We start from the raw sequence: 12,610 nt of genomic DNA, 5'->3' as shown, positions 1-12,610 counted from the left end.
TGGCGGACGACGTCGCCGATCCGGATCTCCTCCGGGCGGCGACCCAGGCGCAAACCGCCGTTTCGACCGCGCACGGCGGTGACGAACCCCGCGCGGCTGAGGTCCTGCACCACCTTCATCAGGTGGTTCTGCGAAATGGAGTATGCCCGAGAAATTTCGCCGATCGACACCAGCCGCTCGTCCTGGACGGTCAGCTGCAAAAGCACGCGAAGGGCGTAATCGGTGTACCGGGTCAGGCGCATTGCATCCGGCTTAGCAGCCTAGAGGCCAATCCGTCGAGCGCGGCGATTTGAAACATGCAGATAAAATACATTTAATCTTGCGTATCGATGTTCTCTCGTATAGATGCGCCGATTATGCATCTTTTGGAGGGGCTCCAATGACTCAGCTTAGCGAAAAGACGATCGCGGTCGTGAAGGCGACGGCTCCTGTCCTGGCCGTCCACGGCGAGGCGATCACCCGCGCGATGTATGCGCGCCTGTTCCAGGATCCGGCGATCGCCAGCCTGTTCAACCACGCCAACCAGGCGACCGGCGCGCAGCAGAAGGCCTTGGCGGGCGCTGTGCTCGCCTACGCCCAGAACATCGACAATCTCGGCGTGCTGGCCGGCGCGGTCGAGCGCATCGCCCAGAAGCACGTCGCCTACCACATCCTGCCTCAGCACTACGACGCCGTGGCCACGGCCCTGCTCGGCGCGCTGGTCGACGTGCTGGGCGAGGCCGCCAACGAGGACATCCTGGGAGCTTGGGGCGAAGCCTACTGGTTCCTGGCCGACATCCTGAAGGGGCGGGAAGCGTCGATCCGCGACGCCGCGGCCGAAGAGACCGGCGGCTGGATCGGCTGGCGGGCGTTTGTCGTCGAGAAGAAGATCCGCGAAAGCGACATCATCACCTCGTTCATCCTGCGTCCGCGGGACGGCGGTCCCGTCGTCGCCCACCGGCCGGGCCAGTACCTGACCTTCCAGTTCGACACGCCGACGGAGAAGGGCGTGAAGCGGAACTATTCGATCTCGGCCGCGCCGAACGGCGAGAGCTACCGCATCTCGGTCAAGCGCGAGGCCGATGGCTTCGGCTCGGTGTTCCTGCATGACGTCGTGGCGGAGGGCGACATCGTCGAGGCGACGCCGCCGGCCGGCGACTTCCACCTGGCGGCGACGGATCGTCCGGTGGTGCTGCTCAGCGGCGGCGTTGGCCTGACGCCGATGGTCGCCATGCTGGAGGCGATCGCCAAGGACCATCCGGAGCTTGAGGCGCATTTCGTGCACGGCGCGCTCAACAGCCGGGTTCACGCGATGGCCGATAATGTCCGCAAGCTGGCCGACAAGCATGGTCGCACGCGCGTGGCCACCTTCTACAGCGCGCCCCTGCCCAGCGACGCCGTGGGCGTGACCCACGATGTGGAAGGCCTGATCGATGTGGCGTGGCTGAAGGCCAACACGCCGTTCGACGCCGCCGACTTCTATCTGTGCGGTCCGCGCCCCTTCCTGCGGGCTTTGGTGAGCGGCCTGGCCGCGGCCGGCGTCTCGCCCGACCGCATCAAGTACGAGTTCTTCGGTCCCACCGACGAACTTCTGGCGGCCTAGCGACTACCGCCAGCCGAACCCGACGCCGCGCACGGCCGGACAGGCGGCCAGGCGCGACGCCAGGGCTTCGGCGCGGGCGTCGCCCTGGTCGTCGATCTCGAGCCGAATGGCCATGTGCTGGCCCTCGGGAACGGCGGACAGGGCGCGCAGCCGCGCCTGCTGGACCGAGGCCACGCCCAGGACGCGGATCAGTGCGTCGGGCGTGTCCTCGGCGGTGACGAGGAAGAGGCGGCGTTTGTCGTCTTCCCGTTTCGAAAGACCTACGCGCACGGACGGACCCACTGGTGCTCGACCGAGGCCGAGCTCACGCCGGGCCAGGCGGCGAGGTCGCGGGCAAGCAGCCGCGCGGCCTGGTCGCCCAGATGGCGGACGCGCAGCGAGGCTTCGACGATCTGGCCGACGGGCTTCAGGGTCAGGCCGCACAGTTCGGCGCCGCTGTCGGCCAGCCCTTGGCGAACGGCGTCGAGCGCGCTGGGCGCGTCCTGCGCGGCCAGCAGCAACTGGTGCACGGTGACGCCGTCGGCGTCGCTGTGGAAGGCGGGTGGAGAGGGCAGGTAGCTCATTGGAGTGGTCCTTGGATCTGAGAGACTTGGAGGACCGAGGAACCGCGCAACAAAAAAGCCCCGCTCGGGTGAGCGGGGCTTTTTTGGAGATCTTGCGATCCTTCGGCTTTGGTTTTGGTAGGTCGTTCCCTACCGCTGCTTGCGCCGATTTTGCCCCGTTCGAACTCGCACGGTTTTAATCTGGTTAATCATGTTCCACATCGACACCGCGCACGACATCGCGGCCACGGCGGCGAGGCCGGTGGTCACGAAAGCGGCGAAGGCGAAGGTCGATTGCATGTGGAGCGATGAGTCCAGTGAGCGCTTGTTACAGGTAGCGTGACATTCGCCACCGCGCAAGGGCCTGCCCGAACCAGGGACCTTCGGTCGCGGGGGAGGGCGGGTTTTGCCTGCGGCGAGGCTTGGCGCCTGGAAAGTCAGCAGATCGAAATCCTTCTCCCCTTGCGGGAGAAGGTGGCGCGCAGCGCCGGATGAGGGGTTGATCACCCTATCCAACGAAAAAGGGGCCGCCTGAGAGACCCCTCATCCGTCAGCCTACGGCTGCCACCTTCTCCCGCAGGGGAGAAGGAGATTACGACCTCAGCTTCCCGCCGGCCTTCTCGGCCGCCGCCACGACCTTGGCCGACAGGGCCTCGATCTCGGCGTCGGTGAGGGTGGCGTCGCGGGGCTGGACCACGATCTCGATCGCGACCGACTTGAAGCCTTCCGGCACGCCGGGGCCCTCATAGACGTCGAACACGCGCGCGGCGGTGATCAGCGCCTTGTCGGCGCCGGCGGCGGCCTTGACGAGATCGCCGGCGGCCTTGGCCTTCTCGACCAGGAAGGCGAAGTCGCGGGTGAGCGGCATCAGGGCCGAGGGCGAGAAGGCCGGCCGCGTCTTGACCGACTTCTTTTTCGGCTCGGGGATCGCCTCCAGGGTGATCTCGAAGCCGTAGACCGGGCCGGGCACGTCCAAGGTCTTGAGCACCGCCGGGTGGATCTCGCCGAACTCGGCCATGACCGCCTTGGGGCCCAGCTGCAGGCGCGCCGAGCGGCCCGGGTGCCACCAGGACGAGGCCGAGCCTTGCGCGGTCTGCAGCGAGCCGACGGGCGCGCCCAGCTCCTCCAGCAGGGCCAGCAGGTCGGCCTTGATCGTGAAGACATCGCCTTGCGCCGCCTTGTCCCAGCCGCGCGGGGCCTTCGGAACCAGGATCGCCGAGACGACGGTGCGCTGGTCGGCCGGCTTGTCGCCGTGGAAGGTCGGGCCGATCTCGAACAGGGCCGCGTCCGGGAAGCCCTGGCGGGCGTTGCGGCCGGCGGCCTCGATCAGGTTGGGCAGCAGCGACGGGCGCATGCAGTCCAGCTCGGAGGCGATCGGATTGGCCAGCACCAGCTCGGCCTGGCCGCCGCCGAACAACTCGGCGGTCTTGCGGCTGGTGAAGCTGTAGGTCACGGCCTCGGCGTAGCCGGCGGCGGCGAGCGCCCGGCGGGCCGTGCGGGCGCGGGCCTGCTTGGCGGTCAGGACGCCGCCCACGGCGCGCGGAACTTCCGGCAGCGGCGTCGAGGGCAGGGCGCCGTAACCGGCGATGCGGGCGATTTCCTCGACGAGGTCGGCCTTGCCTTCCACGTCGCGGCGGAAGGTCGGCGGGGTGACGGTCCAGGGCGAGCCGTCCTTCACGTCGAAGCCCAGGGCGACCAGGATCTGGCGCGCGCGGTCGGCCGAGACCGACAGGCCTGACAGCTGCTCGACATAGACCGGATCGAAGGCGAAGCCCTTCGGCGCGGCCGGGGCCTCGCCGGCGACGAAGATCTGCGAAGGCTCGCCGCCGCAGAGTTCGAGGATCAGCTTGGTGGCCAGGTGCAGGCCCGGCTCGACCGAGCCGGTGTCGACCGTGCGGGCGAAGCGGTACTGGGCGTCGCTGTTGATGCCGGTGGCGCGGCCGGTCTGGGCGATGCGGATCGGCTCGAACCAGGCGCTCTCGACAAAGACTTCGACCGTCTCGTCCGAGCAGCCGGTGCTCTCGCCGCCCATGACGCCGCCCAGGCCGATCGGGCGATTGCCCTCGGCGTCGGCGATCACGCACATTTCGGGCGTGATGTCGTAGGTCTTGCCATCCAGGGCGATCAGTTGCTCGTCGTGATGCTCGGCGGGCGAGGGCTGGTCGCCGGGGGTGACCTCGGCCTTGCCGCGGCCCAGGCGGGCCTCGATCGTCGCGCCGACCAGCTTGGCCGCGTCATAGACGTGCAGCGGCCGGGCGCGGTCGTAGGAGATCAGGTTGGTGACGTCCACGAGGGCGTTGATCGGACGCAGGCCGATGGCGGTCAGCCGGTCCTGCAGCCACTTGGGCGAGGGGCCGTTCTTGACGCCCTTGATCAGGCGCCCGGCGAACACCGGGCAGGCCTCGCCGTCGACCTTGACGGTGATCGGGCAGGGGAAGGTCCCGGCGACCGGCGCGATCGACAGATCCTTCAGTGTGCCGACGCCCGCGGCGGCCAGGTCGCGGGCGATGCCGGCGACGCCCAGCCAGTCGGGGCGGTTGGGAGTGACCTCGAAGTCGATGACGGCTTCCAGGCCGAGCGCGTCGACGGCCGGCGTGCCGACCGCGAGGCTGTCGGGCAGCTCCATGATGCCGTCGCTCTCGGTGGCGTATTCCAGCTCGGCGGCCGAGCAGAGCATGCCGTTCGAGACGACGCCGCGCACCGGCTTCTCGACCAGGGTCACGCCCAGGCCCGGCACATAGGCGCCGATCGGAGCGTAGATGGTGGTCAGGCCCGCGCGGGCGTTCGGCGCGCCGCAGACGATCTCCTTGCGGCCGTCGACGGTGTCGACCTGGCAGACCTGCAGGCGGTCGGCGTTCGGGTGGCGCGCGGCCTCGACGATCTTGCAGACCGTGAAGGGCTTCAGCTTGGTGGCCGGATCGGCGACGTGCTCGACCTCGAGCCCGGCCATGGTCATGGCCGCGACGATCTCGGGGACGGTGGCGGTGGTCTCAAGGTGATCCTTGAGCCAGGACAGGGTGAATTTCATTTTCGTTCTCCAAGCCCATCCCCCTTGCGGGGAGGGGTTGGGGTGGGTGTGTTTGCTCGGAGGCGGCGGTGTCTCACCCCCACCCCCGGCCCCTCCCCGCAAGGAGGAGGGGAGGGTTCTTGTCTAGCTCAGGCCGCTGGCCGGGTTCGGCGCGGCGAACGCGCTGAAGCCGTAGTGCGACAGCCAGCGGACGTCCGACGACCACATGTCGCGCAGGTCCGGCATGCCGTATTTCAGCATGCCCAGGCGATCGACGCCCATGCCGAAGGCGAAGCCCTGATACTCGTCCGGATCGATGCCGCAGGCGCGCAGGACGTTCGGGTGAACCATCCCGCAGCCCAGGATCTCGAGCCAGCTCGTGCCCTGGCCGATCTTGATCTCGCCGCCCGAGCGGTCGCACTGGACGTCCATCTCGGCCGACGGCTCGGTGAACGGGAAGTGGTGCGGGCGGAACTGGGTCGTGACCGCGTCGGTCTCGAAGAACCGCGCCAGGAAGGTCTCCAGGGTCCACTTCAGGTGGCCCATGTGGACGCCCTTGTCGATCACGAGCCCTTCCACCTGGTGGAACACCGGCGTGTGGGTGGCGTCATTGTCCACGCGATAGGTGCGGCCCGGTGCGATGATCCGGATCGGCGGCTTCTGCGAGACCATGGTCCTGACTTGGACCGGGCTGGTGTGGGTGCGCAGCAGCATGCGCTCGCCCGACTCCTTCGTGTTGAAGAAGAAGGTGTCGTGCATCTCGCGGGCCGGGTGCTTCTCGGGGAAGTTCAGGGCCGTGAAGTTGTGGAAGTCGTCCTCGATGTCCGGACCTTCGGCGACCGCGAAACCCATCTCGGCGAAGACCGCGACGATCTCGTCCATGGTCTGCATGGTCGGGTGGACGCTGCCCTTGCGGCGGTAGGGCGCGGGCAGCGACAGGTCCAGCGTCTCGCTGGCCAGGCGCGCGTCCAGCTCGGCGGCCTCCAGGGCGGCCTTCTTGACGGCGATGGCCTCGGTGACCTTGTCGCGCAGGGCGTTGATCGCCGCGCCCTGGGTCTTGCGCTCCTCGGGGCTCATCGCGCCCAGGGTTTTCAGGAGGCCCGAGATCGAGCCGGTCTTGCCGACGGCCGCCACGCGGACAGCGTCGAGCGTCGAAAGATCGCCAGCGGCGGCCACCTGGGCCAGCACGTCGGCTTCGAGGGTGTTGAGATCGGTCATGACGGGCATCCGTCTAGGCGGTTTTGGGCTCCGCCGAAACCCTCTCCCCTTGCGGGAGAGGGCAGGCGGGCGAAGCCCGACGGGTGAGGGGTCTCTCAAAACTGTCCGGAAGGGCTTTTCAACCCCTCATCCGGCCCTTCGGGCCACCTTCTCCCACAAGGGGAGAAGGGTTTCGGACAGCAAAAAGCCCTCTGGCTCGCGCCAGAGGGCTTTGCAAGATCGGTCAGGTCGAAACCCGAAAAGACCTTAGGCCAGGGCGGCGCGAACCTTGTCGGCGATGGCCTTGAACGCAACCGGATCGGCGCCGGCGATGTCGGCGAGGACCTTACGGTCGATCACGATACCCGCCACGTCCAGGCCGTGGATAAATTGCGAGTAGGTGAAGCCTTCCAGACGGGCGCCAGCGTTGATGCGCTGGATCCACAGCGAACGGAAGGCGCGCTTGCGCACCTTGCGGTCGCGGTAGGCGTACTGGCCGGCCTTGTCGACCGCGGCCTTCGCCGTACGGATGGTGTTCTTGCGGCGCCCGTAGAAGCCCTTGGCTTGCTCGAGAACCTTCTTGTGCTTGGCGTGGGCGACGACGCCCCGTTTAACGCGAGCCATGTGTCAGCGCTCCTCTTACAGGCCGTAGGGCAGGTAGGTCTTGATGATCTTGGCGTCAGCCTCGGTCATGACCTTCGTGCCGCGCTGCTGGCGGATGTACTTGCCATTGTGACCGATCAGGCGGTGGCGCTTTCCGGCGACGCCGGCCTTCAGCTTGCCCGTGGCGGTCAGTTTGAAGCGCTTTTTGGCGCCCGACTTCGTCTTCAACTTCGGCATTTCGCGTCGGAGCTTTCGCCCCGTCCTCTGGAAGCATGACGAACCGCCATGGCATGCCAATGGCCAGGCGGTTCCGGAAAGGCGGCGTTGCTACAGGAAAGACTCGGCTCTGGCAAGCATTTAGGCGGCGGCCTTGGTGCGTCGGACGATCGTCAGCGCCAGGGCGACGGCGGGAATCATCAGCGCCGCGCCGAACCAGTAGGGACCTCCCGTCGCAAGCCCGAACAGCGGACCGGCCAGCAGCGGCCCCACGATCCGGGCCAGAGACCCCGCCGCCATGTTCAAGCCCAGCATCTGGCCCTGGCGATCCGGCGGGCTGGCGCGGGAGATCAGGGCGGCGACGCACGGGAACACCAGGGACTGGCCGAAGGCGGTGAGGCCCACCGCGACGGTGGCCAGGCTGGCGTGCGGCGCGAAGGGGGTCGCGAACAGGCTGAAGGTGATGATGGCCAGCCCGGCCGTCAGCACCCGCGACTCGCCGAAGCGGCGGGCGAGGCGGCCGGTCAGCACGCCCTGGCCGAGCGAGGCGATCACCCCGATCACGGCGAAGCACAGCCCCACCTCGCGCGGTCCCCAGGCGAAGCGGACGTTGGCCCAGAGGCCGAAGATCGACTCCATGCCCGCGAACGCGCCGGTGGAGACGAGCGTGACCAGAAGCACGCGCGACAGGATCGGGTGCGACCAGGCCGCGCTCATCGCCTCGCGACGGCCAGGCTGGGGCGCGCCCGGCGCCGAGGGCGCCCGGCTCTCCGCGACGAACAGGAAGATGCCCAGGGCGGCGAGCGCGGCCATGCCGGCGGCGAAGAACAGCGGGATCTGGAAGCCCAGCTGGCCAGCGTTGGGATGGGCCAGCACGCCGCCGATGAACGGCCCTAGCACGAAGCCCGCGCCGAAGGCCGACCCCAGCAGGCCCAGGCGCGCCGCGCGCTTCTCGGACGGGGTGACGTCGGCCATGTAGCCCTGAATCGTCGAGATATTGCCGCCGCCGAAGCCCCCGACCAGGCGCACGACCATGGCGATCCAGATGTTCGGCGCGAAGGCCAGTCCGACATAGGCCAGGGTGTTGGCCAGGATCGTGACGATCAGCACCGGCCGCCGTCCGATCCGGTCCGACAGCCGGCCCCAGAACGGCTCGCCGAAGAACTGTCCCAGGCTGTAGGCGGCGAACATGGTCGTCACCTGCCACGGCGCGGCGTTCATCGCCTTGGCGTAAAAGGGCAGCAGCGGAATGACCACGCCAAAGCCCACCAGATTGACGAACACGACCAGGAGCAGGACGGCCAGGGCGCGGGGGCTGTGAGCGGTATCGGACATCGCGGCGGGGTTTAACGCCGAACGTCCGGCTTGGCGACCGCCGTTCTGGTCACTCCGGCGGGTTGTGCTTTTCGAGGAAGGCGACAGTCTCGGTCAGCATCTGCAAGCGTGTGGCGCCGCTGGACAGCCAGTGGTCCTCGTCCTTCAGGGTCACCAGCTCGACGGGCTTTCCGGCCTTTCGCAACGCCTCGGCCATGATCTGGCTCTGCGCGATGGGCACGACGGTGTCCTGTTCGCCGTGGACCAGCAGGATCGGGATGCCGGCCTTGGCCGCCTGGGTCACAGGGGAGATCGCGTCGAGGTCCGGCTGCTTTTCGCCGCCCAGCCCCATGAACCTCAGCCAGTAGCGAGGCGAGGTGACGGCCTTTAGATCGCGGACGTCCGGATCGGCGCGCAGCAGCCGGTCGAGTTTGACGGGGCCCGCGCCCTCGACGGAGCAGGGATCCGTGGAGCCAAACTGGACTTGGCAGGAACGCCCAGGGCGGACGATCGCCTGTTCGATCCGCTTCAAGTCCGACGGCCCCGCCACCGAAACCGCGCAGCGATAGACGCCCGTCTCCAAAGTCGCGCCCGCCAAGGCGGCGTAGCCGCCATAGGATGCGCCGACGATGCAGACGCGCTTGGGATCGATCACGCCTTGACTGGCGAGGGCGCGGACGCCGTCCGACAGGTCCGTCTGCATCTTGCGGCCCCACTGGTCAAAGCCCGCGCGGATGAAGTCCAGGCCATAGCCATCCGAGCCGCGGAAGTTCGGGCGCAGCACGGCGTAGCCGCGGGACGCCAGGGCCTGGCTCCACCAGTCGAAGCCTGGCGTGTCGCGGCCCTCGGGGCCCCCATGCGGCAGCACGATCAACGGCAGGTTCTTCGGTTCGCGCTCCTTGGGAAGCGTCAGATAGGCGTTGATCCTCAGGCCGTCCGCCGCGTCGTAGCGGATGGTCCGCACCGGTGAAATCTCGGTGGGGCCAAGGCCCTTGTGGACGGGACCGAGCGGCAAGGCGTGACGCGTCGCCAGGTCGACGAAGTAGAAGTTCAGGCCCTGCGTCGGCGAGTCGACGCGCACCACCAGGCGTCGGCGATCGTTTGACCAGGACTGCAGGGTGACCCGATCCTCCTTGAACGGCTTGGTGACGGCCAGCCAGGCGCGCTGATCCTCGGCGTCGAAGAAGCGATAGACGAGATCTTCGCCCTCGTGCCCATAACCGCCCAGCAGCCTCTGGCTGACGGGATCATAAAGCAGGCCGCCGTAGACCATGTCGTCGGGCAGGATTTCCGGCGGCGCGTTCGGGCGATACTCCGTCAGAACCTGCTGATCTCCCCGGCGCCACACAAGGGCGGACTGGCCGTCGCGTCCCAATCCAGCGACGCCATAGGAGCCCATGGGGGCGCTGGCCTTTTCGACGGTCTTCCAATTGGAGCCGACCTTCATCAAAAGGCTCCATTGGCCTGACCGCCGATCATAGACACTTTGGGCGAAGGGCTCGCCTTTCGCATCCACCAGCCACGCGTCGGCGTCGTAGCGCACGCCGTGGTCCAGCATGCGGGTGGCGCGCGTACGAAGGTTTATGCTGAACAGGGTGTCGGCGCCGACGCCGCGCAGGAAGTGTACGCCTTCCAGGAACACGACAGGGTCGCCCTTGATCATGCGCACCTGCGGCGGGCCGACCACGATGTTCATGGCCTGGGGGCGGTCTTCGATCAGGGCGCGCTGGCGGTTCGCCCTGAGGTCGAAGTCGCTCAGCGTGAAGTATTCTCTCGCCGGACCCTTGAAGCCCGCGCCCGAGGTAGCCATCGACGACAGCATCAGCACATGGTCTTCGCCGGCCCAGGTCACGCTGCGAAGCTTGTGGGTTCCCACCATCACGCCGGCTATCCCGCCGCCCAGCGTCTTTCGCACGGTCAGATAACGATTGTCGCCGTCGGTGGTGATCACGGCCAACTTCGAGCCGTCCGGCGAGATCTGAACGTCCTCCACCATCGGAAGCGCGCCGTACAGACGAAGGTCTGGCTTGGGCGATGCGTTCGCTCCGGCGCCGACAAGCAGCAGGAGCGAACAGAGCGCGAGCAGAGGCATACGCATGAACATTCTCCTCACCCGTACCGGAACTCTACCCTAGGGGGAGTACTTGTCCATCGCTGTTACAGGCCGCTGGCTGCCTTACGGATCGGGCGGGTTGTGCTTTTCGACGAAGGCCACGGTCTCGGTCAGCATCTTCAGACGTGTGGCGCCGCGCGACAGCCAATGGTCCTCGCTCTCCAGGGTGACGAAGGCCACGGGCTTTCCGGCCTTCTTCAGGGCGTCGGCCATGGCCTGGCTCTGGTCGTAGCGCACGACCGTGTCGTCCTTGCCATGGATCAGCAGCACGGGGATCTCGACCTTGTCGGCGAGCCGGGCGGGCGAAAGGGCGGCCAGATCGGGATCCTTGATCCCCTCCGCCCCCATGAAGCGAAGCCAGTAGCGTTGGGCGGCGGACATCTCGCCGTTATGCGCCTCGCGCACCGAGAGCAGCATCTTCTTGAGGTCGGAGGGACCGGCGACCGAGACGGCGCAGCGATAGACGCCGCGGTCGAGGGTGGCGCCGGCCAGCGCGGCGTAGCCGCCGTAGGAGGCGCCGACGATGCAGACGCGCTTGGGATCGATGATCCCTTGCTTGGCCAGGTCCCGAACGCCGTCGGAGAGGTCGGTCTGCATCTTCTTGCCCCACTCGCCGAACCCCGCCTTGACGAAGTCCCAGCCGAAACCTTCCGAGCCGCGGAAGTTCGGCTGCAGCACCGCGTAGCCGCGCGAGGCCAGGGCCTGGCTCCACCAGTCGAAGCCGGGCGTGTCGCGTCCTTCCGGTCCGCCATGCGGCAGCACGATCAGCGGCAGGTTCTTAGGATCGCGCCCCTTGGGCAGGGTCAGGTAGCCGGTGATCTCGAGACCGTCGGCGGCCTTGTACTTGATCGACCGGACGGGCGAGACCGCTTCGGCGCCAAGGTCCCTGTAGACGACGCCGAGCCAGGAAGCCTTCTTTGTGTCCAGGTCGATCAGCGCATAGGCGGGACCGTCCACGGCGGAGTCCACCAGGACGACCACGCGTCGCCGGTTCTTCGACCAGGATTCCAAGCTGACTCGGTCGCCCTCGAAGGCCTTGGTCACCGAATTCCAGGCTTTCTGGCTGGTAGGATCAAAGAAGGTGTAGACGAGGTCATCGCCCTTCAGCGTATAGCCGCCAAGTAGGCTCAGGTTATCGGGATCGTGGAGAAGGCCGGTGAGGTCGAGATCGCCGGGCAGATCTTCGTAGTCGTCAGGTCCTCGGTACTCTCTGAGGATGCTGTTGTTCTTGTCGTCGGTGCGCCAAACCAGCACCGACTTACCGTCGCGGCCAAATCCCGAGAGGCCGTAGGAGCCCATGGGTGAGTCCGCCTCGTCGATCGTCTTCCAGGTGGAGGCGATCTTCATCCGCAGGCTCCAGCGGCCTTTTTTGCCGTCGTAAAGCGACTGTGCGACCGGCTCGCCTGCGGCATCGACCAGCCAGCCATCAGCGTTCATTCGCGCGCCGCCATCCAGCATACGCGTGGCGCCATCCTTGAGATTGATCCGGAAGAGCGTATCGACGCCTTGGTTCTCCATGAAGTGGACGCCTTCCACGAACGCGATCGCTTGGCCGTCGATCACCCGGATCATGGGCCAGTCGAGGACCACGTTCATCGAGTTCTCCTGCGACCGCAGCAGCAAGGTCTGCTTGCGCGTGAGCAGGTTGAAATCCACGGCCATCAGGTACTCGCGCGCCGGGCCTTCCAGGCCGTGGACGTCCGCCGTCTGCGAGGAGAGCATGACCACATGATCTTCGCCGGCCCACAGAACGCCGCGAAGCTTGGCCTTGGACGCTCTTACGCCGCCCAGCATCTCGCCGTCCAATTTACGGACAGCTAGAACGCGTTCTTCTCCGTCGGTCAGGATCAGCGCCAGTTTCGAGCCATCGGGCGAGATCGTTACGCCTTCAAAGTGGGGCAGTCTCCCGTAAAGCGCCAAATCTGGCTTCTCCGCGCCGAGCGCTGCGCTAGACCATAGAGCAAAGCAGGCCGCGCTTGCGGCCAGTGACAACTTGATCAAGATGAACTCCCCCAACCCCATCGCAATCTACCATG

The 12,610-nt window shown here is 67.2% G+C and carries 12 protein-coding genes; 1 reads left to right on the top strand and 11 read right to left on the bottom strand.

The window, feature by feature from the left end:
* Positions 1 to 242, bottom strand: a 242-nt coding sequence (locus DI526_RS21385) for an Rrf2 family transcriptional regulator (RefSeq protein ID WP_304282375.1), incomplete at its 3' end; no start/stop codon positions are given.
* Between the two features lie 137 nt (positions 243 to 379).
* Between DI526_RS21385 and hmpA the strand changes: the two genes are divergently transcribed.
* Positions 380 to 1,582: an NO-inducible flavohemoprotein gene (gene hmpA / locus DI526_RS21380; protein ID WP_304282373.1), complete on the top strand. Its 1,203-nt coding sequence runs from the start codon at positions 380 to 382 to the stop codon at positions 1,580 to 1,582.
* A gap of 3 nt (positions 1,583 to 1,585) precedes the next feature.
* On the opposite strand, the gene DI526_RS21375 is transcribed toward hmpA, so the two are convergent.
* From DI526_RS21375 to DI526_RS21330, 10 genes are all read right to left on the bottom strand, one after another.
* Positions 1,586 to 1,864, bottom strand: a complete 279-nt coding sequence (locus DI526_RS21375; RefSeq protein WP_304282371.1) for a hypothetical protein — start codon at positions 1,862 to 1,864, stop codon at positions 1,586 to 1,588.
* On the bottom strand, positions 1,843 to 2,145 hold the full coding sequence (locus DI526_RS21370; protein ID WP_013080318.1) for a hypothetical protein: 303 nt from the start codon (positions 2,143 to 2,145) through the stop codon (positions 1,843 to 1,845). Before DI526_RS21370 ends, DI526_RS21375 begins: the two co-directional genes overlap by 22 nt.
* A gap of 129 nt (positions 2,146 to 2,274) precedes the next feature.
* Entirely contained in the window at positions 2,275 to 2,424 is a 150-nt protein-coding gene (locus DI526_RS21365; protein WP_106907222.1) for a hypothetical protein, read from the bottom strand.
* Between the two features lie 292 nt (positions 2,425 to 2,716).
* Positions 2,717 to 5,152 carry a phenylalanine--tRNA ligase subunit beta gene (pheT, locus tag DI526_RS21360; protein WP_304282366.1) on the bottom strand — a complete coding sequence of 812 codons (2,436 nt, stop codon included), beginning with the start codon at positions 5,150 to 5,152 and terminating at the stop codon, positions 2,717 to 2,719.
* 123 nt (positions 5,153 to 5,275) lie between these two features.
* Positions 5,276 to 6,349, bottom strand: a complete 1,074-nt coding sequence (gene pheS / locus DI526_RS21355; RefSeq protein WP_304282363.1) for a phenylalanine--tRNA ligase subunit alpha — start codon at positions 6,347 to 6,349, stop codon at positions 5,276 to 5,278.
* 246 nt (positions 6,350 to 6,595) lie between these two features.
* Positions 6,596 to 6,952, bottom strand: a complete 357-nt coding sequence (gene rplT / locus DI526_RS21350) for a 50S ribosomal protein L20 (RefSeq protein ID WP_004625089.1) — start codon at positions 6,950 to 6,952, stop codon at positions 6,596 to 6,598.
* Positions 6,953 to 6,967: 15 nt separating this feature from the next.
* On the bottom strand, positions 6,968 to 7,168 hold the full coding sequence (gene rpmI / locus DI526_RS21345; protein ID WP_004625088.1) for a 50S ribosomal protein L35: 201 nt from the start codon (positions 7,166 to 7,168) through the stop codon (positions 6,968 to 6,970).
* 120 nt (positions 7,169 to 7,288) lie between these two features.
* Complete coding sequence (locus DI526_RS21340; RefSeq protein WP_304282381.1) at positions 7,289 to 8,569, bottom strand: MFS transporter; 1,281 nt, start codon at positions 8,567 to 8,569, stop codon at positions 7,289 to 7,291.
* Positions 8,532 to 10,553 carry a S9 family peptidase gene (locus tag DI526_RS21335; protein ID WP_304282378.1) on the bottom strand — a complete coding sequence of 674 codons (2,022 nt, stop codon included), beginning with the start codon at positions 10,551 to 10,553 and terminating at the stop codon, positions 8,532 to 8,534. Before DI526_RS21335 ends, DI526_RS21340 begins: the two co-directional genes overlap by 38 nt.
* An 84-nt stretch (positions 10,554 to 10,637) precedes the next feature.
* Positions 10,638 to 12,575, bottom strand: coding sequence for a S9 family peptidase (locus tag DI526_RS21330; RefSeq protein ID WP_304282355.1), 1,938 nt, complete (start codon positions 12,573 to 12,575; stop codon positions 10,638 to 10,640).
* Between the last annotated feature and the right edge of the window lie 35 nt (positions 12,576 to 12,610).

Origin of the sequence: Caulobacter segnis (assembly GCF_003243465.1) — a bacterium.
GTDB lineage: Bacteria > Pseudomonadota > Alphaproteobacteria > Caulobacterales > Caulobacteraceae > Caulobacter > Caulobacter segnis_A.
The sequence above is the reverse complement of the archived record's forward strand: the minus strand, read 5'-3'. Positions and strand labels throughout refer to the sequence as shown.

What these genes read in the sequence shown, in the direction of transcription:
- hmpA (WP_304282373.1), top strand. Translation starts at nt 380, where the DNA reads ATGACTCAGCTTAGCGAAAAGACGATCGCGGTCGTGAAGGCGACGGCT.
- DI526_RS21370 (WP_013080318.1), bottom strand. Translation starts at nt 2,145, where the DNA reads ATGAGCTACCTGCCCTCTCCACCCGCCTTCCACAGCGACGCCGACGGC.
- DI526_RS21365 (WP_106907222.1), bottom strand. Translation starts at nt 2,424, where the DNA reads ATGCAATCGACCTTCGCCTTCGCCGCTTTCGTGACCACCGGCCTCGCC.
- pheT (WP_304282366.1), bottom strand. Translation starts at nt 5,152, where the DNA reads ATGAAATTCACCCTGTCCTGGCTCAAGGATCACCTTGAGACCACCGCC.
- pheS (WP_304282363.1), bottom strand. Translation starts at nt 6,349, where the DNA reads ATGACCGATCTCAACACCCTCGAAGCCGACGTGCTGGCCCAGGTGGCC.
- rplT (WP_004625089.1), bottom strand. Translation starts at nt 6,952, where the DNA reads ATGGCTCGCGTTAAACGGGGCGTCGTCGCCCACGCCAAGCACAAGAAG.
- rpmI (WP_004625088.1), bottom strand. Translation starts at nt 7,168, where the DNA reads ATGCCGAAGTTGAAGACGAAGTCGGGCGCCAAAAAGCGCTTCAAACTG.
- DI526_RS21335 (WP_304282378.1), bottom strand. Translation starts at nt 10,553, where the DNA reads ATGCCTCTGCTCGCGCTCTGTTCGCTCCTGCTGCTTGTCGGCGCCGGA.